The 23,072-nt window shown below is 67.0% G+C and carries 17 protein-coding genes; 12 read left to right on the top strand and 5 right to left on the bottom strand.

What is annotated here, in order from left to right; all coding sequences use genetic code 11:
* Positions 1–125 precede the first annotated feature (125 nt).
* The 5 genes from ugpQ to ugpB all read right to left on the bottom strand — a co-directional run bounded on the left by ugpQ (position 126) and on the right by ugpB (position 5,380).
* Positions 126–866, bottom strand: coding sequence for a glycerophosphodiester phosphodiesterase (gene ugpQ, locus ACSQ3D_RS02895; RefSeq protein WP_056415524.1), 741 nt, complete (start codon positions 864–866; stop codon positions 126–128).
* A gap of 182 nt (positions 867–1,048) precedes the next feature.
* The gene (locus ACSQ3D_RS02890; protein ID WP_056415526.1) at positions 1,049–2,056 is read right to left on the bottom strand and encodes a sn-glycerol-3-phosphate import ATP-binding protein UgpC; all 1,008 of its coding nucleotides are present in this window, start codon (positions 2,054–2,056) and stop codon (positions 1,049–1,051) included.
* 61 nt (positions 2,057–2,117) lie between these two features.
* Positions 2,118–2,969 carry a sn-glycerol-3-phosphate ABC transporter permease UgpE gene (gene ugpE / locus ACSQ3D_RS02885; protein ID WP_436125878.1) on the bottom strand — a complete coding sequence of 284 codons (852 nt, stop codon included), beginning with the start codon at positions 2,967–2,969 and terminating at the stop codon, positions 2,118–2,120.
* A 1-nt stretch (position 2,970) separates the two neighbouring features.
* The gene (ugpA, locus tag ACSQ3D_RS02880; RefSeq protein ID WP_056415529.1) at positions 2,971–3,852 is read right to left on the bottom strand and encodes a sn-glycerol-3-phosphate ABC transporter permease UgpA; all 882 of its coding nucleotides are present in this window, start codon (positions 3,850–3,852) and stop codon (positions 2,971–2,973) included.
* Between the two features lie 208 nt (positions 3,853–4,060).
* A complete protein-coding gene (ugpB, locus tag ACSQ3D_RS02875; protein ID WP_056415532.1) occupies positions 4,061–5,380 on the bottom strand; it encodes a sn-glycerol-3-phosphate ABC transporter substrate-binding protein UgpB in 1,320 nt (439 codons plus the stop codon).
* A 300-nt stretch (positions 5,381–5,680) separates the two neighbouring features.
* Between ugpB and serA the strand changes: the two genes are divergently transcribed.
* The 12 genes from serA (at position 5,681) to ubiB (ending at position 23,064) form a co-directional block, all read left to right on the top strand.
* Positions 5,681–6,910, top strand: coding sequence for a phosphoglycerate dehydrogenase (gene serA / locus ACSQ3D_RS02870; protein WP_056415535.1), 1,230 nt, complete (start codon positions 5,681–5,683; stop codon positions 6,908–6,910).
* Between the two features lie 430 nt (positions 6,911–7,340).
* Positions 7,341–9,806 carry a poly-beta-1,6 N-acetyl-D-glucosamine export porin PgaA gene (gene pgaA, locus ACSQ3D_RS02865; RefSeq protein ID WP_436125877.1) on the top strand — a complete coding sequence of 822 codons (2,466 nt, stop codon included), beginning with the start codon at positions 7,341–7,343 and terminating at the stop codon, positions 9,804–9,806.
* Between the two features lie 2 nt (positions 9,807–9,808).
* Positions 9,809–11,842: a poly-beta-1,6-N-acetyl-D-glucosamine N-deacetylase PgaB gene (pgaB, locus tag ACSQ3D_RS02860; protein ID WP_436125876.1), complete on the top strand. Its 2,034-nt coding sequence runs from the start codon at positions 9,809–9,811 to the stop codon at positions 11,840–11,842.
* Positions 11,839–13,176, top strand: a complete 1,338-nt coding sequence (pgaC, locus tag ACSQ3D_RS02855) for a poly-beta-1,6-N-acetyl-D-glucosamine synthase (protein WP_056161309.1) — start codon at positions 11,839–11,841, stop codon at positions 13,174–13,176. The genes pgaB and pgaC overlap by 4 nt, the downstream gene beginning before the upstream one ends.
* Positions 13,173–13,685, top strand: a complete 513-nt coding sequence (gene pgaD / locus ACSQ3D_RS02850) for a poly-beta-1,6-N-acetyl-D-glucosamine biosynthesis protein PgaD (RefSeq protein WP_396503547.1) — start codon at positions 13,173–13,175, stop codon at positions 13,683–13,685. Before pgaC ends, pgaD begins: the two co-directional genes overlap by 4 nt.
* Positions 13,686–13,761: 76 nt before the next feature.
* A complete protein-coding gene (locus tag ACSQ3D_RS02845) occupies positions 13,762–17,700 on the top strand; it encodes a DUF3683 domain-containing protein (protein WP_396503548.1) in 3,939 nt (1,312 codons plus the stop codon).
* A 166-nt stretch (positions 17,701–17,866) separates the two neighbouring features.
* Entirely contained in the window at positions 17,867–18,298 is a 432-nt protein-coding gene (locus tag ACSQ3D_RS02840) for an HIT family protein (protein ID WP_436125875.1), read from the top strand.
* A gap of 88 nt (positions 18,299–18,386) precedes the next feature.
* Complete coding sequence (locus ACSQ3D_RS02835; RefSeq protein WP_056415549.1) at positions 18,387–18,809, top strand: gamma-butyrobetaine hydroxylase-like domain-containing protein; 423 nt, start codon at positions 18,387–18,389, stop codon at positions 18,807–18,809.
* Positions 18,810–18,990: 181 nt separating this feature from the next.
* Positions 18,991–19,722 carry a bifunctional demethylmenaquinone methyltransferase/2-methoxy-6-polyprenyl-1,4-benzoquinol methylase UbiE gene (gene ubiE, locus ACSQ3D_RS02830; RefSeq protein ID WP_396503550.1) on the top strand — a complete coding sequence of 244 codons (732 nt, stop codon included), beginning with the start codon at positions 18,991–18,993 and terminating at the stop codon, positions 19,720–19,722.
* 36 nt (positions 19,723–19,758) lie between these two features.
* The gene (locus tag ACSQ3D_RS02825) at positions 19,759–20,805 is read left to right on the top strand and encodes a Tim44 domain-containing protein (RefSeq protein ID WP_056415555.1); all 1,047 of its coding nucleotides are present in this window, start codon (positions 19,759–19,761) and stop codon (positions 20,803–20,805) included.
* A gap of 55 nt (positions 20,806–20,860) precedes the next feature.
* A complete protein-coding gene (locus tag ACSQ3D_RS02820) occupies positions 20,861–21,484 on the top strand; it encodes a ubiquinone biosynthesis accessory factor UbiJ (protein WP_436125874.1) in 624 nt (207 codons plus the stop codon).
* Complete coding sequence (ubiB, locus tag ACSQ3D_RS02815; protein WP_436125873.1) at positions 21,481–23,064, top strand: ubiquinone biosynthesis regulatory protein kinase UbiB; 1,584 nt, start codon at positions 21,481–21,483, stop codon at positions 23,062–23,064. The genes ACSQ3D_RS02820 and ubiB overlap by 4 nt, the downstream gene beginning before the upstream one ends.
* The last annotated feature ends 8 nt before the right edge of the window (positions 23,065–23,072 follow it).

Here is a 23,072-nt window from a genome sequence, read left to right as displayed (position 1 = left end):
ATCCGCCGATTGTCGGCGGCAGGCGGTGCAGCGGGGTTAACAAACTGTAGGCCGCCGCCAAAGCTGCCCGTGGGCAAGGGCCGCAGCGGGCCCGGCCACACCGTGGCGCCGAAGGTGAAAAGCGATCAGCCCGCCGGGCTGAACAGGTCCACCCGGTCGGTGATGATGCCGTCGGTGCCCAGGTCGATCAGGCGCTGCGCGGCCCAGTCGTCGTTGACGGTGTAGCTCAGCGTGCGCAGGCCAGAGCCCTTTACCTGGGCCACGAGGGCGCGGTCCCAGAGCGCGTGGTTGCACACGATGGCCACGCAGCCCAGGTCACGGGCCACGTCGAAGCAGCCGTCCCACAGCGTGTCGAGCAGCAGCGCGCGCGGGATGTGCGGCGCGGTGGCGCGGGCGCCAGCCAGAGCCTCGGGCTTGAAGGACGAGAACAGCGGCTGCACGGCCTGGCCCTGCCAGAGGCGCGCCGACAGCTCGCCGACCACCTGCCCGGTCTTTTCTTCGAGCCCGGGCGTGGGCTTGATCTCGATGTTGAGGAAGTAACCGTTGGCGATGCAGTACCGGGCCAGGTTCTCCAGCGTGGGCAGCGGCTCGCCCGCGTGTGCGCGTGAATGCCAGCCGCCGGCATCGAGCTGGGCCAGTGCACTCCACGGCAGGTCGCCACCGGTGCCGTGGCCATTGGTGGTGCGCTCCAGCGTGGCGTCGTGCATGAGGAACGGCACGCCGTCGGCGCTGAGCTTGGCATCGCACTCGAACATGCGGTAGCCGTGCTGCGCGCCCAGGCGGAAGGCCGCCAGCGTGTTCTCGGGTGCCAGCTTGCCGGCGCCGCGGTGGGCGATCCAGCGGGGGTAGGGCCAGGGGGTGGTCATCGTCGTAGGGGCGGGTGGTGGACGTGGCGATTGGCGGTGCGCGGCGCGCTGGTGCGGAGCCTTGCGCGGGCGCCGGGACTTGGGGCGCTTCCCTTGCGGCAACCCCATGGGCCGCAAAAAGGAGAGGGCGGCTGAACGTCTGCGCGGCCACAAGGCAGGCCGCGCAGCCGCTCAGGGGCGCATCACGGAATGCGTTTTCCGGTGGTGGCGTCGAACGCGTGCAGGCGGTCGGCGCGGGGCTGCACGTGGATCACCGAGTCTGGGGCGGGCGAGTGCGTGCCTTCTTCCACCCGCACGATGATCTGCTCGCCGTTGATGCGGCCGTAGATCAGGCGTTCGGCGCCCAGCAGTTCCACGGTTTCGACCTTGACCTCCCAGCCGTCGCTGCGCACGTCCAGGTGCTCGGGGCGGATGCCCAGGATGGTGCCGGGCGCGGCGCTCGGGGCGTTCTTGAGCAGGTTCATCGGCGGCGAGCCGATGAAGCTGGCCACGAAGGTGGAGGCGGGCGTGTGGTAGACCTCTTCGGGCGTGCCGAACTGCTCCATGTTGCCTGCGTTCATCACGATCATGCGCTCGGCCAGCGTCATGGCCTCGACCTGGTCGTGGGTCACGAACAGGCTGGTGATGCCCAGCTCGCGGTGCAGCTTCTGGATTTCCAGGCGCGTCTGTGCGCGCAGCTTGGCGTCCAGGTTGGACAGCGGCTCGTCGAACAGGAACACCTGGGGCTGGCGCACGATGGCGCGGCCCATGGCCACGCGCTGGCGCTGGCCGCCCGACAGCTCGCGCGGCTTGCGCTCGAGCAGGTGGCCCAGCTCCAAAATCTTGGCGGCCTTGTCCACGCGCGCCTTGATCTCTTCCTTGGGCACCTTGGCGATCTTCAGGCCATAGGCCATGTTCTCGAAGTTCGTCATGTGCGGGTACAGCGCGTAGTTCTGGAACACCATCGCGATGTCGCGCTGGGCGGGTTCCAGGTCGTTCACGACGCGGTCGCCGATGCGCAGCTCGCCGCCGGAGATTTCTTCCAGGCCCGCGACCATGCGCAGCAGGGTGGACTTGCCGCAGCCCGAGGGGCCGACGATCACGATGAATTCACCGTCCTTGACCTCGGCGTTCACGCCGTGGATGACCTGGTTGGCCTTGGGGCCGGTGCCGTAGCGCTTGACGATGTTGCGAAGGGATATGGATGCCATTTTGCTATTGAATTGGTAGCTGCTAGCGCAGATGTATGAAGCGGTAGGGGCTGTTTTGTCTTTACTTTTCGGTGTCCACGAGGCCCTTGACGAACCAGCGCTGCATCACCACGACCACGAAGGCCGGTGGCAGCATGGCCAGGAGGGCGGTGGCCATCACGATGTTCCATTCATTGCCCGCGTCGCCGCCGGCCAGCATCCGCTTGATGCCGATCACCACGGGGTACATGTCTTCGGACGTGGTCACGAGCAGCGGCCACAGGTACTGGTTCCAGCCGTAGATGAACTGGATCACGAACAGCGCAGCGATCGACGTGCGCGACAGCGGCACCAGGATGTCCTTGAAGAAGCGCATGGGGCCTGCGCCGTCCACGCGGGCGGCCTCGACCAGCTCGTCGGGCACCGTGAGGAAGAACTGCCGGAACAGGAACGTGGCCGTGGCCGACGCGATCAGCGGCACCGTGAGGCCCGCATAGCTGTTGAGCATGCCCAGATCCGACACCACCTGGTAGGTGGGGCCGATGCGCACTTCCACCGGCAGCATCAGCGTGATGAAGATCAGCCAGAAGCAGATGCCCTTGAACGGGAAGCGGAAGTACACGATCGCGAACGCCGACAGCAGCGAGATCGCGATCTTGCCCACGGTGATGACCATGGCGGTGACGAAGCTCACCCACATCATGCGTGCCACGGGCGCGGTGGAGCCCGCGCCAGCGCCGCCGCCGAACAGGGCGTCGTGGTAGGTCTGCCAGAAGTTGCCGCCGGGCACCATGGGCATGGGCACCTGCACGATGTCCTGCGCGGTGTGGGTGGAGGCCACGAAGGCCAGGTACAGCGGGAAGCCGACGATGATCACGCCCAGCACCATGATGAGGTGCGAGAACGCGGTGAGGTAAGGGCTGCGTTCAACCATATCAGTATTGGACTTTCTTCTCGACGTAGCGGAATTGGATGACTGTCAGCACGACGACGATGACCATCAGCACCACCGACTGCGCGGCCGATCCGCCCATGTCCATGGACTTGAATCCGTCGTGGTACACCTTGTAGACCAGGATCGCGGTGTCGCGCCCCGGGCCGCCCTGCGTGGTCGAATCCACGATGGCGAAGGTGTCGAAGAAGGCATACACCACGTTGATCACCAGCAGGAAGAACGTGGTGGGTGACAGCAGCGGGAACTGGATGCTCCAGAACCGGCGCCAGGGGCCGGCACCGTCGATCGAAGCCGCTTCGATCAGCGACTTGGGGATGGACTGCAGGCCCGCGAGGAAGAACAGGAAGTTGTAGGAGATCTGCTTCCACACCGCGGCGATCACGATCAGCGTCATCGCATGGTCGGAGTTGAGCATGTGGTTCCAGTTGAACCCCGACTGGCGCAGCATGTACGCCACCACGCCCAGCGAGGGCGAGAACATGAACATCCACAGCACGCCGGCCACGGCGGGTGCCACGGCGTAGGGCAGCAGCAGCGCCGTCTTGTAGACGAGCGCGCCCTTGATGATGCGGTCGGCAAAGATCGCCAGCATCAGCGACAGGCCGATGCCCACCACCGCCACCAGGATCGAGAAGAATGCCGTGGTCTTGAACGATGCGAGGTAGCCCGGGTCTTCGAACAGGTTCTTGAAGTTGTCGAAGCCCACCCATTCCGTGGACATGCCGAAGCTGTCCTGCATCTGGAACGATTGCACCAGGGCCTGGCCGGCTGGCCAGAAGAAGAAGACGCTGATGATGGCCAGCTGGGGTGCTATGAGCACCCAGGGCAGCCATGCGGAGCGAAAAAGAACGCGTTTTTCCATGTCCAGACTCTTAAAAATTCCCCCCGCGCTCCACCGCCGCTCTTGGGGGGCTGCCCTGTTACCGGGCAGATTCTTGCCGCGGGAAGCCCTGCCGGCAAAAAAGACAACCCGCCGCCCGGCAAACCGCTTGGGTTGGCAGGGGTGGCGGGCTTTCGATGCCGCCCCGGCCACAGCGGCCGGAGGGCATCAGCATGCGCTCGATGAACGCTTACTTGTTGGCGCGTGCGAAGCGGGCCAGTTGCTCGTTGCCGCGGGTCACGGCCGTGTCCAGCGCTTCCTTGGGCGACTTCTTGCCCGACCAGATCTGTTCGGTTTCCTCGTCGATGATGGTGCGGATCTGCGAGAAATTGCCCAGGCGGATGCCGCGCGACTTGTCGGTGGCCTTGCGGATCATCTGCGTCACGGCCACGTCGGTGCCGGGGTTCTTTTCATAGAAGCCCGATGCCTCGGTCAGCTTGTATGCAGCGGTCGTCACGGGGAGGTAGCCCGTGCGCTGGTGGCTGGCGGCCTGCACCTTGGTGTCGTTCAGGAAGTTCAGGAAGTCGGCGACGCCCTTGTACTCCTCGGCCTTCTTGCCGGACATGATCCACAGGCTGGCGCCACCGATGGCGGTGTTCTGGGGCGCACCCTTCACATCGGCGTAGTAGGGCAGTGCCGAGATGCCGTAGGCGAACTTGGCTTCCTTGGCCACGCGGGCGTACAGGCCCGACGAGCCGGTGATCATGGCGCACTCGCCCGATGGGAAGGACGCGTCCGGCGCGTTGCCGCGGCCCTTGTAGACGAAGCTGCCGTCCTTGGAGGCCTTGGCCAGGTTCTCGAAGTGGCGCACGTGCAGCGGGGTGTTGATTTCCAGCTTGGCGTCGTTGCCGTCGAAACCGTTGTTCTTGGAGGCGAACAGCGTGTTGTGCCACAGCGAGAAGCTTTCCAGCTGCGTCCAGCTGATCCAGCTGGTGGTCAGCGGGCAGCTGTGGCCGCTGGCCTTGAGCTTGGTCGCGGCAGCGAACACTTCGGGCCAGGTCTTGGGGGCCTTTTCAGGGTCCAGGCCGGCCTTCTTGAAGGCGTCCTTGTTGTAGTAGAAGATGGTGGTGGAGCTGTTGAGCGGGTAGCTCAGCATCTGGCCGTTGGGCGCGGTGTAGTAGCCGGCCACGGCCGACACGTACTGCGTGGGGTCGAACTTGAAGCCGCCGTCGTTGAGCACCTTGGCGGCGGGCATGATGGCGCCCTTGCTGGCCATCATGGTGGCGGTACCCACTTCATAGACCTGCAGGATGTGGGGGGCGTTGCCTGCGCGGAACGCGGCGATGGCACCCGTCATCGATTCGTCATACGTGCCCTTGTAGGTGGGCACGACCTTGAACTTGGTCTGGCTGGCGTTGTACTGCTTGGCCAGGTCGTTGACCCAGTCGCCGAGCGCTGCGCTCATCGAGTGCCACCACTGGATCTCGACCGGTGCCTGAGCCTGGGCTTGTGCAGGCAGGCACGCCGACATGGCGATGGCAGCGCAGACCGCCAGATGCTTCGTTTGCATGAATATGTCCTCTGAAAATGACGAAAAACACAAGGGTCGAATGCTATGCAGCCCATGTGTCATTGATATGTCGTTGTCGCATGACCGCAGTCCGTGCAACAACCGGGAAACCCCTTGGGGATGCCCGTAAGGGATGCGATTGTGACTCTTTTGTGACAATGTGCGACGCATTTGCCGAGGCTTGCAAGGTTTTGTGCGATGCACCATGCTGCGGGTCACGTTCCGGCGGCTCCCGCACCGGTTCGTTCGCGCCGCAAACGCGCCGGGTTTCTTTTCTCCACACCCTTTCTTCTTATCGCCATGGCTACCAATTCGCTGGACAAGAACAAGATCAAATTTCTGCTGCTCGAGGGCATCCACGCTTCCGCCGTGGACGTGATCCGGGCTGCGGGCTACACCCAGATCGAAACCGTGTCCGGCGCGCTGCCCGATGAGGAACTCAAGCGCAAGATCGCCGACGTGCACTTCCTGGGCATCCGCTCGCGCACGCAGCTGACCGAAGAGGTTTTCTCGCATGCGCAAAAGCTGGTAGCCGTGGGTTGCTTTTGCATCGGCACCAACCAGGTCAACCTCAATGCGGCGCGTGAGCGCGGCATCGCGGTGTTCAATGCGCCGTACTCCAACACCCGCTCCGTGGCCGAGCTGGTGCTGGCCGAAGCCATCTTGCTGCTGCGCGGCATTCCCGAGAAGAACGCCGTGGCGCACCGCGGCGGCTGGCTCAAGTCGGCCGAGAACGCCTACGAGATCCGTGGCAAGACGCTGGGCATCGTGGGCTACGGCTCCATCGGCACGCAGCTGTCGGTGCTGGCCGAGGCACTGGGCATGCACGTGGCGTTCTTCGACGTGGTCAACAAGTTGCCCCTGGGCAATGCCCGCCAGGTGCACCACCTGCACGACCTGCTGGGCCAAAGCGACATCGTGAGCCTGCACGTGCCCGAGCTGCCATCGACCGAAGGCATGATCGGCCCGGCCGAGATCGCGGCCCTCAAGCCCGGCGCCATCCTCATCAACGCGGCCCGCGGCACGGTGGTGGATATCGACGCCCTGGCCGACGCGCTCAAGGCCAAGAAGCTGCTGGGCGCGGCCATCGACGTGTTCCCGGTCGAGCCGCGCACCAACAAGGACGAGTTCCAGTCGCCCCTGCGTGGCCTGGACAACGTGATCCTCACCCCGCACGTCGGCGGCTCCACCATGGAAGCCCAGGCCAACATCGGCCTCGAAGTGGCCGAAAAGCTGGTGAAGTACAGCGACAACGGCACCAGCACCTCGTCCGTCAACTTCCCCGAGGTGGCGCTGCCCGCCCACCCGGGCAAGCACCGTCTGCTGCACATCCACCGCAATGTGCCGGGCGTGCTGTCCGAGATCAACCGCATCTTCTCGGACAACGAGATCAACATCTCCGCCCAGTACCTGCAGACCAACGAAAAGATCGGCTACGTGGTGATCGACATCGATGCCGCGTCGTCGGACCTGGCGCTGGACAAGCTCGCACAGGTCACCGGCACCCTCAGGAGCCGGGTGCTGTTCTAACGAACCTCAGGGCCGTTCGCCGGCCCATTCGGGGTCATTGCCGCTATCGGCCCAAGCCGCGCACCGAGCCTTCCGGTGCGCGGCTTTTTTGTGGGTTGTCGTCTTGACCCTCCATGGGCCCACTGTGCGAAAAGACGGCGCGCCGCACAAAGTTCTGAAAAACAGGCTCGATTGAATTTGTTACACATCCAGCCGGCAATCCTGACCGTACTAGAGGGCAATGAGCCCTCTTTTTCCAAGGAAACACCCGAAATCCCGGTGTTCGTCTAAAATTCACAGTTTGATACAACTCTTTACAGCAAAGGTTGTTGAACATTGTTTGCAAAGCGAGCCGCGCGGTAGGTCTGTCGCTGGCAACAATGGCGGCCACGCTGGCGCTCACCGCTGCCGGCACCGTGTTTTCTACCCGCTGTCTCCACTTTTCGTCTGTATGTTCGGGAACCCGTTTCCTCCCCTGTCCCTGCCCGTTCGCCCCGCGTTCCACGCCGCCGTGGCCGCTGGTGCGATGGCCTGCGCGTTGGCGTATGCGGACACGGCCACGCCCGTACCGGTGGCCGAGTCCTACGACGCCTTGGTCCGGCGCGCCAGGACCGGAGACACCACCCCGGTGCTCGACTACCTGCGGCAAGAGCGGCTGGACCGTGCCGATGCTGCGCGCCTGGTGGCCGACTGGATCGATATCGCCGGCTGGGCCCGGCTGGACCAGGAAGTGGTGGATGTGTACCGCCGCCATGGCGCGTCGCTCACGCTGCCGGTCAGTACCCTGGCGTCGGTGGCGCGCGCCCACCGCAACTTGCGGCAGTGGGACGACGCGCTGGCGCTGTATGCCCGCGCCTTGGCGCGCAGCCCGGATGACGCGGAGCTGCGCATGGGGGAGATCCACGTCCTGGCGGATGCGGGGCGCGATGCGGATGCGCGCACCCAGGCCGAAGCGCTGGTGGCCGAGACCCCGATGGTGGCGCGCCGCCGCCTGGCCCTGGCCTATGTGCACACGGCGGCGCGGCGCTTTCATGCGGCGCTGGCCGAGGCGAGCCGCGCGCGCTCGCTGGCACCCGACGATGCCGAAGTGCAGATGGCCTATGCCGACGCACTGCAGTCCGCCGGCCTGCCGGTGCAGGCGCAGGCCCTGGTGGACGCACAGCCCGCGCTCATGGGCGCGGCGCAGCAGCGCAGGCTGCAGGCCGACATCGGCGCGGAAATGGTGCGCCTGTCGTTCGCACCCGTGCGCAGCGAGAGTGAGCGCTTCGCAGTGGCCGACAAGGCCCTGGCGTTCTACGAGCAGGTGTTTGCCCGGTGGAGCGCCGACCCGCAGGCCGTGCGCGACCTGCAGCGCATGCGCATCGACCGCATCGGGGCGCTGACCGTGCGCAGCCGCATGGACACGGCGGTCGCCGAGTACGAGGCCCTGCGGCGCGATGGCGTGCCGGTGCCGGACTACGCCCTGCGCTGGGTGGCCGGCGCCTATCTGTACCTGCGGCAGGCGCAGGCCGCGCGCCTGCTGTATGCCGAGTTGCTCGAGCGCAGCCAGGCGGATCCGTCGGTCAGCTCCGGCGATGCCTCGGGCCTGTTCTATTCGCTGGTCGAGTCCGAGGCCATGGACGCCGCCGTGTCCCTGGCGGACGGCACGCAAAAGGCGTTTGCCGCCACCCCCGCAGGCCGCGCCGTCTGGGCCTCTGCGGCCATGGAGGCAGCGCAGGCGCACAGCTTTTCCGACGACACGCCCGAGGCGCAGCTGCGCCTCGAACGCATGGTGCAGCAGGCGCCGGGTCACCTCGGTGCGCGCATCGCGCTGGCGGGCGTCTACCGGGGCCGCGCCTGGCCGCGCCGGGCGGAGCAAGAGCTGAAACTGGTCGAAGCCATGGAGCCGCGCGCGCTGTCGCTGGAGCTGCAGCAGGGCTTTACCGCGATGGACCTGCAGGAGTGGAAGCAGGCGGACGCGCTGGCCGATGACGTGCTCGAACGCTATCCCGAAAACCTCCAGGTGCAGCGCCTGGACCGGACACGCCGGGTGTTTCGCATGCCCGAGCTGCGGGTGTCGGGCTACCGCGGCCTGTCGTCCAGCCCCAATCCCTCCACCGGCAACGGCGACTACGGCACCGACACCGTGCTCTACAGCGCGCCGGTGCAGGACGACTGGCGCCTGTTCGCCGGCTTCGGCTTTGGCAGCGGCGACTTCCGCGAAGGCCGCGGCGTGCACCGCAGCTACCGCGCCGGCGGCGAATGGCGGGTGCGCGACAACACCGTGGAGGGCGAAATCTCCACCCACAACTTCGGCTACGGGCAGCGCACCGGCCTGCGGCTGGAGGGGCGCCACGATCTCAGCGACCAGTGGCAGATCAGCGGCGCCGCGGAGCGCCTGTCGCGCGACACGCCGCTGCGCGCGCTGCGCAGCGACATCACCGCCGACAGCGTGACCGCCGCACTGCGCTGGCGCGCCAACGAGCGGCGCGACTGGAACGTGAGCGTGGGTGGGCTGGACTACTCGGACGGCAACCGCCGCCTGTCCGTCGGCGTGGCCGGCCGCGAGCGCATCTACACCCGCTACGGCGTGTACGCAGACCTGGTGATGGAGCTCTCGCACTCGCGCAACAGCCGGCCCGGCGGCCCCTACTTCGCGCCCGAGTCCGATGTCTTCCTGCTGCCCACGCTCGACGTGGCGCACGTGCTGTACCGCCACTACCAGCTGGAATGGCGCCAGCGCCTGCAGCTCGGCGTGGGGGCGTACGCCCAGCGCGGCTACGGCGTGGGCGAGGTCGCCACGCTGGGCTACGGGCAGCGCCTGCGCGTGAACGACACCCTGGAAATGGGGCTTTCCTTTTCCATCACCCGTCGCCCTTATGACGGCGTGGACGAGCGCATCCTGCGCACCGCGTTCGATCTTCTCTACAGGTTCTGAGAATGTTTCCGACAGTCTTCTCGCTCATCCGTCGCAGGGCCCGCATGCTGGGCGTGCTCGCATCCATGGCCGCATGCATGGTGGCGCTGCCGGCCTTCGCCGCAGACGCGCAGCCGTTCGTGCCCCCCAAGGCCCGGACCCTGCCCGAGGCGGAGCGCCCCTGGCCCGTCAACAGCTTCGTGACCGTGGCCTACCACGACGTGCAGGACGGCGAGGCCGATGCGCGCTACCTGGCCGTGCGCACCGACCGCCTCGTCGCGCACTTTGCGTGGCTGCGGCAAAACGGCTACCAGCCGGTGTCGGTGGACCAGATCCTGGCCGCACGCGACGGCGGCAAGCCCCTGCCGGCCAAAGCCGTGCTGCTGACCTTCGACGACGGATACCGCAGCTTCTATGACCGCGTGTTCCCCCTGCTCAAGGCCACCGGCTGGCCTGCGGTGCTGGCGCCCGTGGGGGAGTGGCTGGACGCGCCGGCCGACCAGCCGGTGGACTTCGGCGGCCTGCAGACGCCCCGCGAGCGCTTTGCCACCTGGGCCCAGGTGGGCGAGATGGCGGCATCGGGCCTGGTGGAAGTCGGTGCGCACACCGACCACCTGCACCACGGCATCGTGGCCAACCCCCAGGGCAACACGCAGCCCGCCGCCGCCACGCGCCGGTACGACCCGGCCACCGCGTCGTATGAGAACGACGAGGCCTTCCTGCGGCGCCTCGAGGCAGACGTGGCGGCCATCACCACCAAGATCCGCGGTGTGACCGGCAAGGCCCCGCGGGTCTGGGTATGGCCGTATGGCGCCGCCAACGGCAGCGCACTGGCCGTCGTCAAGCGCCACGGCTACCAGATGGCGATGACGCTGGACGAGGGCATCGGCAGCACCGCAAGCCTGTTCAACACGCCGCGCGTGCTGGTCACCGGGGACCCGTCGGTCGATCAGTTCGCCTCCGCGGTCATCGCCACGCAGGAGCACCGGGTGCTGCGCGTGGCCCACGTCGACCTGGACTACCTCTACGACGCCGACCCCGCGCAGCAGGCACGCAACTTCGACCACCTGGTGCAGCGCGTGCAGGACCTGGGCGTGAACACGGTGTTCCTGCAGGCGTTTTCCGATGCGCAGGGCGACGGCACCGTGCACTCGGTGTACTTTCCCAACCGCTGGCTGCCCGTGCGCGCCGACCTGTTCAACCGCGTGGCGTGGCAGCTGCGCACCCGCACCCGCGTGGCGGTGTACGCCTGGATGCCGGTGCTGGCCTTCGACCTGGACGCTGCGCTGCCCCGGGTGCAGCGGGTCAACGACAAGGGCGAGGCCACGCCGGACACGGGCCAGTACCGCCGCATGTCGCCGTTCGATCCCACGGTGCGCTCGCGCATCGCCGACCTGTATGAAGACCTGGCCCGTTCGGCCTGGTTCGACGGCGTGCTGTTCCACGACGATGCGTTGCTGTCCGACTTCGAGGACGCGAGCGCACCCGCGCTGGCGGCCTACCGCGCGGCGGGCCTGCCCGGCACCATCGCCGAGCTGCGCGCCGACCCCGCCACGTTGCGGCGCTGGACGCAGTTCAAGACTCGCGCGCTGACGGACTTCACGCTGGAGCTGGCAGGGCGTGTGCGCGCCATCCGCGGCCCGCAGGTCAAGACCGCGCGCAACATCTTCGCCATGCCCATGCTCAAGCCGGAGAGCGAAGCCTGGTTCGCGCAGAACCTGGACGACTTCCTCGCCTCGTACGACTGGACCGCGCCCATGGCCATGCCGTTCATGGAGAACGTCCCCGACGCCGATGCGGATGCCTGGCTGGACACGGTGGTGGATTCCATCCGCCGGCGGCCCGGAGCGATGGACCGCACGGTCTTCGAGCTGCAGGCGTTGGACTGGCGCAACAGCCAGCCCGTGCCCGGCCAGCGGCTGGCGGGCTGGATGCGGCGGCTGCAGATGCGCGGCGCGCGCAGCTTCGGCTACTACCCCGACAACTTCATCACGGGCGTGCCGAGCGTCGAGCAGGTGCGGCCGGCCCTGTCCAACAGCGGGGCGTTGCAGCCATGAGGAGCCGCGTGCTTGCGCTGCTGGCGCTGTCGCTCATCGTCTGCGGTCCGCTGGCGCTGCAGATGCTGCTGTCCAGCGACGCGGTGCTGGACTTCGTGTTCCTCTACCCGCTGTTCATGTCGGGCATCTGGATCGCGGGCGGCCTGTACTACTGGATGCACTGGGAGCGCCACTGGGCCTGGGGGCCGGACGTGCCCGCGCCCGCGCTCAAGGGCGAGCCGCTGGTGTCCATCCTGGTGCCCTGCTACAACGAAGGCGACAACGCCGCCGAGACCCTGGGCGCGGCCCTGGCGCAGCGCTACCCGAACATCGAGGTCATCGCCATCAACGACGGTTCGCGCGACAACACGGGCGAGGTGCTCGATGCGCTGGCCGCGCAGCACCCGCGCCTGCGGGTGATCCACCTGGCGCAGAACCAGGGCAAGGCCATCGGCCTGCAGATGGGCGCCGCCGCCGCGCGCAGCGAGTACCTGGTGTGCATCGACGGCGATGCGCTGCTCGACCGCGACGCGGTCGCCTACCTGGTGGCGCCGCTCATCGACAACCCGCGCGTGGGCGCGGTGACCGGCAACCCGCGCATCCGCACCCGTTCCACCCTGGTGGGGCGCATCCAGGTGGGCGAGTTTTCTTCCATCATCGGGCTCATCAAGCGCACGCAGCGCGTGTACGGCCAGGTGTTCACCGTCTCGGGCGTGGTGGCGGCGTTCCGCCGGCGGGCGCTGGACGACGTGGGCTACTGGAGCCCGGACATGATCACCGAGGACATCGACATCAGCTGGAAGCTGCAAAAGCGCCACTGGTCCATCTTCTTCGAGCCGCGTGCGCTGTGCTGGATCCTGATGCCCGAGACGCTGCGCGGCCTCTGGAAACAGCGCCTGCGCTGGGCGCAGGGCGGTGCCGAGGTGTTCCTCAAGAACCTGCGCGGCATGTGGAACTGGCGCAACCGCCGCATGTGGCTGTTGATGCTGGAATTCTGCATGTCCACGGGCTGGGCCTTCATGTTCGCGGTCACCGTGGTGCTGTACCTGCTGGGCAAGTTCGTCCACCTGCCGGGCAACCTGTTCGTGCCGCGGCTCATGCCGCCGTCGTTCACCGGGCTGGTGCTGACGGTGACCTGCCTGCTGCAGTTCACGGTGAGCGTGTCCATCGACCGGCGCTACGAATCGGGCATGCGCAGCACGCTGTACTGGATGATCTGGTACCCCGTGGTCTTCTGGCTGCTGAGCCTGTTCACCACCCTCGTGAGCTTTCCCAAGGTCATGCTCAAGACCCAGCGCGCGCGGGCCCGCTGGGTCAGCCCCGACCGCGGCATCGCCCGGCCTGCACCGCCATGAACGGCCCGCTCATCCACACCCGCCAGGGCCGGCTGCCCCGCCTGGTCGACGCGGCCGTGACCCTGGTGGCCTGGGCCGGCTTCCTGTTCCTGTTCTACCGGGGCGTCGCGGCCATGGTGCAGGTGCCGTCGCTCGATCTGACAGCGCGGTTCGATGCGCTGCGCTCCACGGTGGACACCTTGCTGTGGTACGGCGTCATCGCGGCCTTCAACGCTGCGGTGCTGGCCGGCTGGGCGCTGTACAACCAGATCCGCCGCAAGGTGGAGCGGCGCAGCGTGATCCCGGCGCTCGACGACAGCCAGCTGTCCGCCAGCTTCCATCTGACGCCGGAGCTTCTGCAGGCCATGCGCTCGAACCAGGTGATCGTGGTGCACAACGACGAGCACGGCGGCATTGCCGACGTCATGCCGCGGTGCGTTCCCGGCGCGTGGACGTCGTCTGCCACCGAGCAGACCATGGGTGCGACGGCGGTGGAAGCCAACCGGATTCCATGGCGCCAGACGGCGTGAATGCGGCGGGCAGCGGGGTGGCATAAAATCGCGGGCTCCCACGGTCCAGCGCATAGCGCTTCCCCAGGTCTACTTCATGAACGCCTTTACTGCGGTCGCCGCCCTGCACACCCAGGCCGCGGAACCTGCGCGCCTACGCGAGATTCCCTATAACTACACCTCGTTCTCCGACAGGGAGATCGTGATCCGGCTGCTGGGGTCTCCGTCCTGGGACCTGCTGGACCAGCTACGCAAGGAGCGCCGCACCGGCCGGTCGGCCCGCATGCTGTACGAGGTGCTGGGCGATATCTGGGTGGTGCAGCGCAACCCTTACCTGCAGGACGACCTGCTGGACAACCCGGCCCGCCGCAAGCTGCTGGTGGACGCGCTGCAGCACCGCCTGGGCGAGGTCGACAAGCGCCGCACCCCCGCCGACGATGCCGGGCGCGACCGCCTGGTGGGCGAGCTGGTGGTGGCCGCGCGCCGTGCGGTGGCCGAATTCAACGCCACCTTCGAGCAGGCCGCGCAGCTGCGCCGCCAGATCCAGAAGACCCTGGGCCGCCTCACGGCCAAGGACAACATCAAGTTCGACGGCCTATCGCGCGTGAGCCACGTGACCGACGCCACCGACTGGCGCGTCGAATACCCGTTCGTGGTGCTCACGCCCGACACCGAGGTCGAGATGGCGGGCCTCGTCAAGGGCTGCATCGAACTGGGCCTGACAATCATCCCGCGCGGGGGCGGCACCGGCTACACCGGCGGCGCGATTCCGCTCACGTGGAAGAGCGTGGTCATCAACACCGAAAAGCTCGAAGCCATGACCGAGGTGGAGATGCGCCGCCTGCCGGGCATGGACAGCGAAGTCGGCACCGTGTGGACCGAGGCCGGCGTGGTCACCCAGCGCGTGGCCGACGCGGCCGAGCGCGCGGGCTTCGTGTTCGCGGTGGACCCCACCAGCGCCGAGGCCAGCTGCATCGGCGGCAACATCGCCATGAACGCGGGCGGCAAGAAGGCCGTGCTGTGGGGCACGGCGCTCGACAACCTGGCCAGCTGGCGCATGGTCACGCCCGACGCCCAGTGGCTCGAAGTGACCCGCCTGGACCACAACATGGGCAAGATCCATGACGCGGAGACGGCCACCTTCGAGCTGCAGTACTTCGAGGCCGACGGCAAGACGCCCGTGCGCACCGAGCGCCTGGCCATCCCGGGCAAGACCTTCCGCAAGGAGGGCCTGGGCAAGGACGTGACGGACAAGTTCCTGTCGGGCCTGCCCGGCATCCAGAAAGAGGGCTGCGACGGCCTCATCACCAGCGCGCGCTGGGTGGTGCACCGCATGCCCGAGCACACGCGCACCGTGTGCATGGAGTTCTTCGGCAACGCCAAGGATGCGGTGCCCAGCATCGTCGAGATCAAGGACTACATGTTCGCCGAGCAAAAGCGCAGTGGCGTGCTGCTCGCCGGCCTGGAACACCTGGACGACCGCTACCTGAAGGCCGTGGGCTACGCCACCAAGAGCAAGAAGGGCAACGGCGGCCTGCCCAAGATGGTGCTGATCGGCGACATCGCGGGCGACAACGCCGACGAGGTGGCGCGCGTGACCAGCGAGGTGGTGCGCATCGCCAACTCGCGCAGCGGCGAAGGCTTCATCGCCATCAGCGCCGACGCGCGCAAGAAGTTCTGGGCCGACCGCAAGAAGACGGCCGCCATCAGCCGCCACACCAACGCCTTCAAGATCAACGAAGACGTGGTGATTCCGCTGCCGCGCATGGCCGAGTACACCGACGGCATCGAGCGCATCAACATCGAGTTGAGCCTGCGCAACAAGATCAAGCTGTGCGACGCGCTGACCGAGTTCTTCGAGCGCGGCAACCTGCCGCTGGGCAAACACGACGCGGACGACGAAGTGCCATCGCCCGAGCTGCTGCAGGAGCGCGTGGCCCAGGCCATCGCCCTGGTGCAGGAGGTGCGTGCGCTGTGGCAAGGCTGGCTGCACGACGTCGAAGCGCTGTTCCCGCAACTGCAGGACCACACGCTGCGCGCGAGCTGGAAGACCCAGCTGCGTGCGCCGCTCTCGGGCATCTTCACCGGCGCGGCCTTCAAGCCCATCCTTCAGGAAGTCACCGCCATCCACCAGCGCGTGCTCAAGGGCCGCGTCTGGGTGGCCCTGCACATGCATGCGGGCGACGGCAACGTGCACACCAACCTGCCGGTCAACAGCGACGACTACGAGATGCTGCAGACCGCCCACGAGGCGGTGGAGCGCATCATGGTGCTGGCGCGCAGCCTGGACGGCGTGATCTCGGGCGAGCACGGCATCGGCATCACCAAGCTCGAATTCCTGACCGACGAAGAGCTGCTTCCGTTCGCGCAGTACAAACAGCGGGTGGACCCGGAAGGCCGGTTCAACAAGGGCAAGTTGCTACGAAATCAGGAGCTTCCAGCGCTTGCTGGACAAGCGGTAGGAGGCTATGCGGCTTCAAACCCCGTGCGCCACGCCGACCTGACCAACGCCTACACGCCGAGCTTCGGCCTCATGGGCCACGAGTCGCTGATCATGCAGCAGAGCGACATCGGCGCGATCGCCGATTCGGTCAAGGACTGCCTGCGCTGCGGCAAGTGCAAGCCCGTGTGCGCCACCCACGTACCGCGCGCCAACCTGCTGTACAGCCCGCGCAACAAGATCCTGGCCACCTCGCTGCTGGTCGAGGCCTTCCTGTACGAGGAGCAGACGCGCCGCGGCGTGTCCATCAAGCACTGGCAGGAATTCGAGGACGTGGCCGACCACTGCACGGTGTGCCACAAGTGCGAGAGCCCGTGCCCGGTGAAGATCGACTTCGGCGACGTCACCATGAACATGCGCAACCTGCTGCGCAAGATGGGCAAGAAGAGCTTCCGCCCGGGCAATGCGCTGGCGATGACCATGCTCAACGCCACCAACCCGGACACCATCAAGTTCATGCGCTCGGCCATGGTGGACGTGGGCTTCAAGGCCCAGCGCATGGCCGTGGATCTGCTGCGCAAGGTGGGCCGCAAGCAGACCGCCAAGCCGCCCGCCACCGTGGGCACCGCGCCGGTCAAGGAGCAGGTGGTCCACTTCATCAACAAGAAGCTGCCCGGCGGCCTGCCCAAGAAGACGGCGCGGGCGCTGCTCGACATCGAGAACAAGGACTACGTGCCCATCATCCGCAACCCGGCCACCACCACGGCCGAGACGGAGGCGGTGTTCTACTTCCCCGGCTGCGGCTCCGAGCGCCTGTTCTCGCAGGTCGGCCTGGCCACGCAGGCCATGCTGTGGCACGCGGGCGTGCAGACGGTGCTGCCGCCGGGTTACCTGTGCTGCGGCTACCCGCAGCGTGGCAGTGGCCAGTTCGACAAGGCCGAGAAGATGATCACGGACAACCGTGTGCTCTTCCACCGTGTGGCCAACACGCTCAACTACCTCGACATCAAGACCGTGGTGGTCAGCTGCGGCACCTGCTACGACCAGCTGCAGGGCTACGAGTTCGGCAAGATCTTCCCAGGCAGCCGCATCATCGACATCCATGAGTATTTGCTGGAGAAGGGCATCACGCTGCAGGGCAAGGGCGCCTACCTGTACCACGAGCCCTGCCACAACCCGATGAAGCTCGGCGACTCGATGAAGACCGTGAAGGCGCTGGTGGGCGAGCAGGTCTTGAAGAGCGAGCGCTGCTGCGGCGAATCGGGCACGCTGGGCGTGACCCGGCCTGACGTGTCGACCCAGGTGCGTTTCCGCAAGGAAGAAGAAATCAGGAAGGGCGAAGCCAAGCTGCGCGAGGTCATGAAGGCCACCGGCGCGGGGCCGGGCGCCGTGGCCGCCCAGGACAACGTGAAGATCCTCACCAGCTGCCCCAGCTGCCTGCAGGGCCTGAACCGCTACCAGGACGACCTGAGCAACGGTTTGCTCGAGGCCGACTACATCGTGGTCGAGATGGCCCGCGAGATCCTGGGCGACAACTGGATGCCCGAGTACGTGCAGCGCGCCAACGGCGGCGGCATCGAGCGGGTACTGGTCTAGGAATGAAGCACCCCCTGAGTCGCTTCGCGCCTTCCCCCTCTCTCGCTGCGCGGGAGGGGGACGCACCCGGTGGCCTGGCAAAGCCAGTTCCACGGGTGCACTGGCCTTCGGCACGCCGGTTTCACGCGGCAGGCGGCAAGACAAGCACCACACGAGTCCTCTCAGAATGAGTTGCCCTTTGTGTATCGAAGACGGCGGCGCGCTGGTCTGGCGCGGTGCGCACCTGCGCGTGATCCGTGCCGACGAAGCCGGCTTCCCGGCGTTCTACCGCGTGGTGTGGAACGCGCACGTGGCCGAGTTCTCGGACCTGTCGGCCGCCGAGCGCGGCCACTGCATGGAGGCGGTGACGCGGGTCGAGCAGGCGCTGCGCCAGCATCTGGCGCCCACCAAGGTCAACATCGCGGCGCTGGGCAACATGGTGCCCCACCTGCATTGGCACGTGATCGCCCGTTTCGACTGGGACAGCCACTTTCCGTCGCCCGTGTGGGCCGCGGCGCAGCGGCCAAGCCCGGCGCAGCAGGAAGGCGGTGTGCGGGAGCGCCTGCCGCAGGTCGAAGACACGATGCGCCAGTCGCTGGGCCCGCTGGCGCTGCCTTGACGCGGCCCGTGGTTGACTCTGCCTGCAGCGTGCACCGCTGCAGCACACCACAATCCACACCACCACAGTTTTCTCACAGGGGATATCCATGTCAGGTTTGAAAGCGGGCGCGCCCACGCCGCAGGCGATCACGGTGCACGAAGCTTCGCGGGTGCTGGAGGTCGGGTTCTCCGACGGCGCCACGTTCCGCATCCCGTTCGAGCTGATGCGCGTGTACTCGCCCTCGGCCGAAGTGCAGGGCCACGGGCCCGGGCAGGAAGTGCTGCAGACCGGCAAGCGCGGCGTGGCGCTGGTCAACCTGGAGCCCGTGGGCAACTACGCGGTCAAGCCCACGTTCTCGGACGGCCACGACAGCGGCATCTTCACCTGGGACTACCTCTACGAGCTGGGCCAGAAGCAGGACGCGCTGTGGACGCAGTACACCGAGCGGCTGGCCGCTGCCGGCGTGGACCGCGACGCGCCGATGGCGCCCAAGGGTGGTGCAGGCGGCCATGCCTGCGGCAGCCACTGACGGGCAGGCCACAAGCCCTTGTCGACCGATGTGCTATTGAAAAGAGAGCTTCTGGCGCAACATGGACGAGCGGTAGCGGCTGTTTTCTCTTCGATGGCGTTGTCCTAATTGCGACACAAGCCCCATTTCAGTGCGGGGTTGTCGCTGTACCTCTGGCGCTTGCGCGCCTAGCATGAATCTTATGAGCACCACACATTTTGGTTTTCAGTCGGTCGACGAGCAGGAAAAGGCGCGCCGTGTGCGCGGCGTGTTCGACTCGGTCGCCTCCAAATACGATGTGATGAACGACCTCATGTCGGCCGGCCTGCACCGCGCCTGGAAGGCCTACACCGTGATGGTGGCCAACCTGCGCGAAGGCAGCCAGGTGCTGGACATCGCGGGCGGCACGGGCGACCTGGCGCTGGCTTTCTCGAAGAAGGTGGGCGCCACCGGCCGCGTGGTGCACACCGACATCAACGAAGCCATGCTGCGCGTGGGGCGCGACCGCCTCATCGATGCGGGCGTGGTGCTGCCCACGATGGTGTGCGACGCAGAAAAGCTGCCGTTCCCCGACGCGCACTTCGACGTGGTGAGCGTGGCCTTCGGCCTGCGCAACATGACGCACAAGGACCAGGCGATTGCCGAGATGTGCCGCGTGCTCAAGCCCGGCGGCAAGCTGCTGGTGCTCGAGTTCTCCAAGGTGGCCAAGCCGCTGGAGAAGGCGTACGACTGGTATTCGTTCAAGGTGCTGCCCCAACTGGGCAAGCTGGTGGCCGGCGACGACGCGAGCTACCGGTATCTGGCTGAATCGATCCGCATGCATCCGGGCCAGGAAGAACTCAAAAGCCTCATGCAAAAAAATGGCTTTGGGCATGTGGACTATCACAACATGACAGGGGGCATCGTCGCCTTGCATGTTGGAATCAAGTGCTGAGTGCTTCACTCGGCGATTAACGGAGACGGAGAATTCATGATGAAACTGTGGTCTGTGGTGTTGGTGGCGATGCTGGCGTTTGCGCACGCGGACGCTGACGCCCGGCGTATGGGTGGTGGCAAGTCGGTGGGCAAGCAGTCCAGCAATGTGACGCAGCGCGAGTCGGCAACGCCGCCCGCGACGCCTGGCGCACCGGCGCAAAACGCGACCAACGCAGCGGCTGCCAAGCCGGCTGCAGCGGGTGCCGCGCCTGCCGCAGCGGCAGCCAAGAAGCCCTGGGGCGCCATGCTCGGTGGCCTTGCCGCCGGCCTGGGCCTGGCCTGGCTGGCGCATTCCCTGGGCATGGGCGCAGGGTTTGCCAACTTCCTGATGATCGCCTTGCTGGCCGTGGCCGCGTTCGCGATCTTCAAGATGGTGATGCGCTCGCGCAATGGTGGCGGTGCTGCCAACGGCGGTGCAGCCGCTGGCGGCGCGCCGTTTGCCTTCCAGGGCGCCGGTGCGGGTGCCGGGGCTTCCACCCCTGCGGCCGCTCAGGTGCCACCGCAGTACAGCCCGAACAACGTGGGCAACGACGCGTCTGCCCGCCCCTGGGAGCGCAGCAGCATGGCGTTCGACGCCTCGCGCGCCGCGCAGCAAGGTGGTGCGGGTACGGGCGTCGTCATCGGTTCGGGCCTGTCCGGCTCGCAGAATTGGGGCGTGCCGGCCGACTTCGACACCGACGGCTTCCTGTCCGCCGCCAAGCGCAACTTCGTCACGCTGCAGGCCGCCTGGGACCGCTCGGACATCAACACGCTGCGCTCGATGATGACCGACAGCATGCTCGATGAGATCCGTACCCAGCTCACCGAACGCGAAGCGCACCGCGGCGTGCAGCCCAACCACACCGATGTGGTCATGATCGAAGCCCAGTTGCTGGGCATCGAAGACCTGGGCGACGGCTACATGGCCAGCGTCGAGTTCTCCGGCATGATCCGCGAAGAGCCGTCGGCCGGCCCGAGCCCGTTCCGCGAAGTGTGGAACATGACCAAGCCCAAGGCCGGCAGCAGCGGCTGGCTGGTGGCCGGTGTGCAGGCCCTGCAGTAATTAAGGGCATCGCCCCTCTTGGGGGCTCGCCCAGTTCAGGGAATAATCGGGGACTATGGCAACACCACAGTCCCCTTTTCCTTTTCTGAACGGCCTTTTCGAGCGCGTCGCCGCGGGCCCGCAGCCCCCGCAGTGGCTGGTGCATGAGGTTCAGCAGCGTGTGGTGCTGTTCCTCAACCACGTGCTCATGCAGGAAAAGGAGGCCACGGACCGCCTGGTGCGCCAAAAGGGCCGCGTCGCCCGCGTCCAGTGGCGTGCCTACTCCATGGCCCTCGTGATCACGCCTGCAGGCCTGTTCAACCTGGCGCCCGAGACCGCGGTGCCCGACCTGCGGCTCGAAGTGACCGAGACCTCGCCCTTCGCGCTGGCCCAGACGGCGCTGCGCGGCGACAAGCCCACCATCCGCATCGAAGGCGACGTGCAGCTCGCCGCCGAGATCAACTGGCTGGTCGACCACGTGCGCTGGGATGTCGAGGAAGACCTCGCCCGCGTCATCGGCGATGCCCCGGCCCACACCGTGGCCCAGGTGGCGCGCAGGGCAGCCCACGCGCTGCGGCAGTTCGTAGGGTCGCGCATGGCGCCCTCTGCGGCTGACGCGGCCGTGGTTCCGGTGCCTGTGCCGCCCGTGCCGCCCGCGCACGACGTGCCCGCCAGCGGCCCAGACCGGTCCGGCGCATGAAGCAGTTCGTGAGGGGGGGCGCCATCCTGTGGGTGGTGTTCCGGTACGGCCTGGACGGCCTGTTGCTCGACAGTTTTCAAAAACCCTGGCTGCGCGCGGTGTCGCGTGTGCTCTCGGTAGGGCGCAATCTGGACGCGCCGCGCGGCCAGCGCCTGCGCGAGGCGCTGGAGCAGCTGGGCCCCATCTTCGTGAAGTTCGGCCAGGTACTGTCCACCCGGCGCGACCTGCTGCCGCCCGATGTGGCCGACGAACTGGCCCGGCTGCAGGACCGCGTTCCGCCCTTCGATCCGGATATCGCGGTGGCCACCATCGAGCGCGCCTACCGCCGCCCCATCGGCGAGGTTTTCACATCGTTCGACCGCGTGCCCGTGGCCAGCGCATCGATTGCGCAGGTGCACTTCGCCACGCTGCGCGACCGCCACGGCATCGAGCGCGAGGTGGCCGTCAAGGTGCTGCGCCCGGGCATGCTGCCCGTGATCGAAAAAGACCTGGGCCTCATGCGCATGATGGCTGGCTGGGTGGAGGGCCTGTCGGCCGACGGCAAGCGCCTGAAACCCCGCGAGGTGGTGGCCGAGTTCGACAACTACCTGCACGACGAGCTGGACCTGGTGCGCGAGGCGGCCAACGCCGCGCAACTGCGCCGCAACATGCAGGGCCTGGACCTGGTGCTGATCCCCGAGATCTTCTGGGACTTCTGCCACGCCGAGGTCATGGTGATGCAGCGCATGAACGGTGTGCCCATCAGCCAGATCGGCCGTCTGCGCGATGCGGGCGTGGACATCCCCAAGCTGGCCCGCGACGGCGTCACGATCTTCTTCACCCAGGTGTTCCGCGACGGGTTCTTTCACGCCGACATGCACCCGGGCAACATCCAGGTCAGCCTGGACCCTGCCACCTTCGGCCGCTACATCTCGCTCGATTTCGGCATCGTCGGCACGCTGACCGAGTCGGACAAGGAATACCTGGCGCAGAACTTCGTGGCGTTCTTTCGCCGCGACTACAAGCGCGTGGCCGAGCTGCACATCGAAAGCGGCTGGGTGCCGCCCGAGACGCGGGTCAACGACCTGGAGTCGGCCATCCGCGCGGTGTGCGAGCCGTACTTCGACCGGCCGCTCAAGGAAATCTCGCTGGGCATGGTGCTGATGCGCCTGTTCCAGACGTCGCGCCGCTTTCATGTCGAAATCCAGCCGCAGCTGGTGCTGCTGCAAAAGACGCTGCTCAACATCGAAGGCCTGGGCCGCGAGCTGGACCCCAACCTCGATCTGTGGAGCACCGCCAAGCCCTTCCTGGAGAAGTGGATGCTCGAGCAGATGGGCCCGCAGCGCCTGTGGCGCGAACTGCGCGCCGAGGCGCCGCACTACGCCAAGCTGCTGCCGGAGCTGCCGCGGCTGGTGTACGACTACCTGCGCCACAAGCCGCAGGACCACCGGCGCGAGCTGATGGAGCTGCTGGCCGAGCAAAAGCGCACCAACAAGCTGCTGCACGCCATCATCTACGTGGGCGTGGGGTTCATCACGGGCTTCCTGTTCTTCATGCTGGTACAACAGTTGCAAGTGCTGTACCGGTTCCGGGTGTTCTAGTCCCCACG

The organism is Acidovorax sp. LjRoot117 (assembly GCF_964252695.1).
Lineage (GTDB): Bacteria > Pseudomonadota > Gammaproteobacteria > Burkholderiales > Burkholderiaceae_C > Acidovorax.
The sequence above is the reverse complement of the archived record's forward strand: the minus strand, read 5'-3'. Positions and strand labels throughout refer to the sequence as shown.

Excerpts from the sequence above, each read along its gene's own strand:
- ugpQ (WP_056415524.1), bottom strand. The coding sequence starts at position 866 with ATGACCACCCCCTGGCCCTACCCCCGCTGGATCGCCCACCGCGGCGCC.
- ACSQ3D_RS02890 (WP_056415526.1), bottom strand. The coding sequence starts at position 2,056 with ATGGCATCCATATCCCTTCGCAACATCGTCAAGCGCTACGGCACCGGC.
- ugpE (WP_436125878.1), bottom strand. The coding sequence starts at position 2,969 with ATGGTTGAACGCAGCCCTTACCTCACCGCGTTCTCGCACCTCATCATG.
- ugpA (WP_056415529.1), bottom strand. The coding sequence starts at position 3,852 with ATGGAAAAACGCGTTCTTTTTCGCTCCGCATGGCTGCCCTGGGTGCTC.
- ugpB (WP_056415532.1), bottom strand. The coding sequence starts at position 5,380 with ATGCAAACGAAGCATCTGGCGGTCTGCGCTGCCATCGCCATGTCGGCG.
- serA (WP_056415535.1), top strand. The coding sequence starts at position 5,681 with ATGGCTACCAATTCGCTGGACAAGAACAAGATCAAATTTCTGCTGCTC.
- pgaA (WP_436125877.1), top strand. The coding sequence starts at position 7,341 with ATGTTCGGGAACCCGTTTCCTCCCCTGTCCCTGCCCGTTCGCCCCGCG.
- pgaB (WP_436125876.1), top strand. The coding sequence starts at position 9,809 with ATGTTTCCGACAGTCTTCTCGCTCATCCGTCGCAGGGCCCGCATGCTG.
- pgaC (WP_056161309.1), top strand. The coding sequence starts at position 11,839 with ATGAGGAGCCGCGTGCTTGCGCTGCTGGCGCTGTCGCTCATCGTCTGC.
- pgaD (WP_396503547.1), top strand. The coding sequence starts at position 13,173 with ATGAACGGCCCGCTCATCCACACCCGCCAGGGCCGGCTGCCCCGCCTG.
- ACSQ3D_RS02845 (WP_396503548.1), top strand. The coding sequence starts at position 13,762 with ATGAACGCCTTTACTGCGGTCGCCGCCCTGCACACCCAGGCCGCGGAA.
- ACSQ3D_RS02840 (WP_436125875.1), top strand. The coding sequence starts at position 17,867 with ATGAGTTGCCCTTTGTGTATCGAAGACGGCGGCGCGCTGGTCTGGCGC.
- ACSQ3D_RS02835 (WP_056415549.1), top strand. The coding sequence starts at position 18,387 with ATGTCAGGTTTGAAAGCGGGCGCGCCCACGCCGCAGGCGATCACGGTG.
- ubiE (WP_396503550.1), top strand. The coding sequence starts at position 18,991 with ATGAGCACCACACATTTTGGTTTTCAGTCGGTCGACGAGCAGGAAAAG.
- ACSQ3D_RS02825 (WP_056415555.1), top strand. The coding sequence starts at position 19,759 with ATGATGAAACTGTGGTCTGTGGTGTTGGTGGCGATGCTGGCGTTTGCG.
- ACSQ3D_RS02820 (WP_436125874.1), top strand. The coding sequence starts at position 20,861 with ATGGCAACACCACAGTCCCCTTTTCCTTTTCTGAACGGCCTTTTCGAG.
- ubiB (WP_436125873.1), top strand. The coding sequence starts at position 21,481 with ATGAAGCAGTTCGTGAGGGGGGGCGCCATCCTGTGGGTGGTGTTCCGG.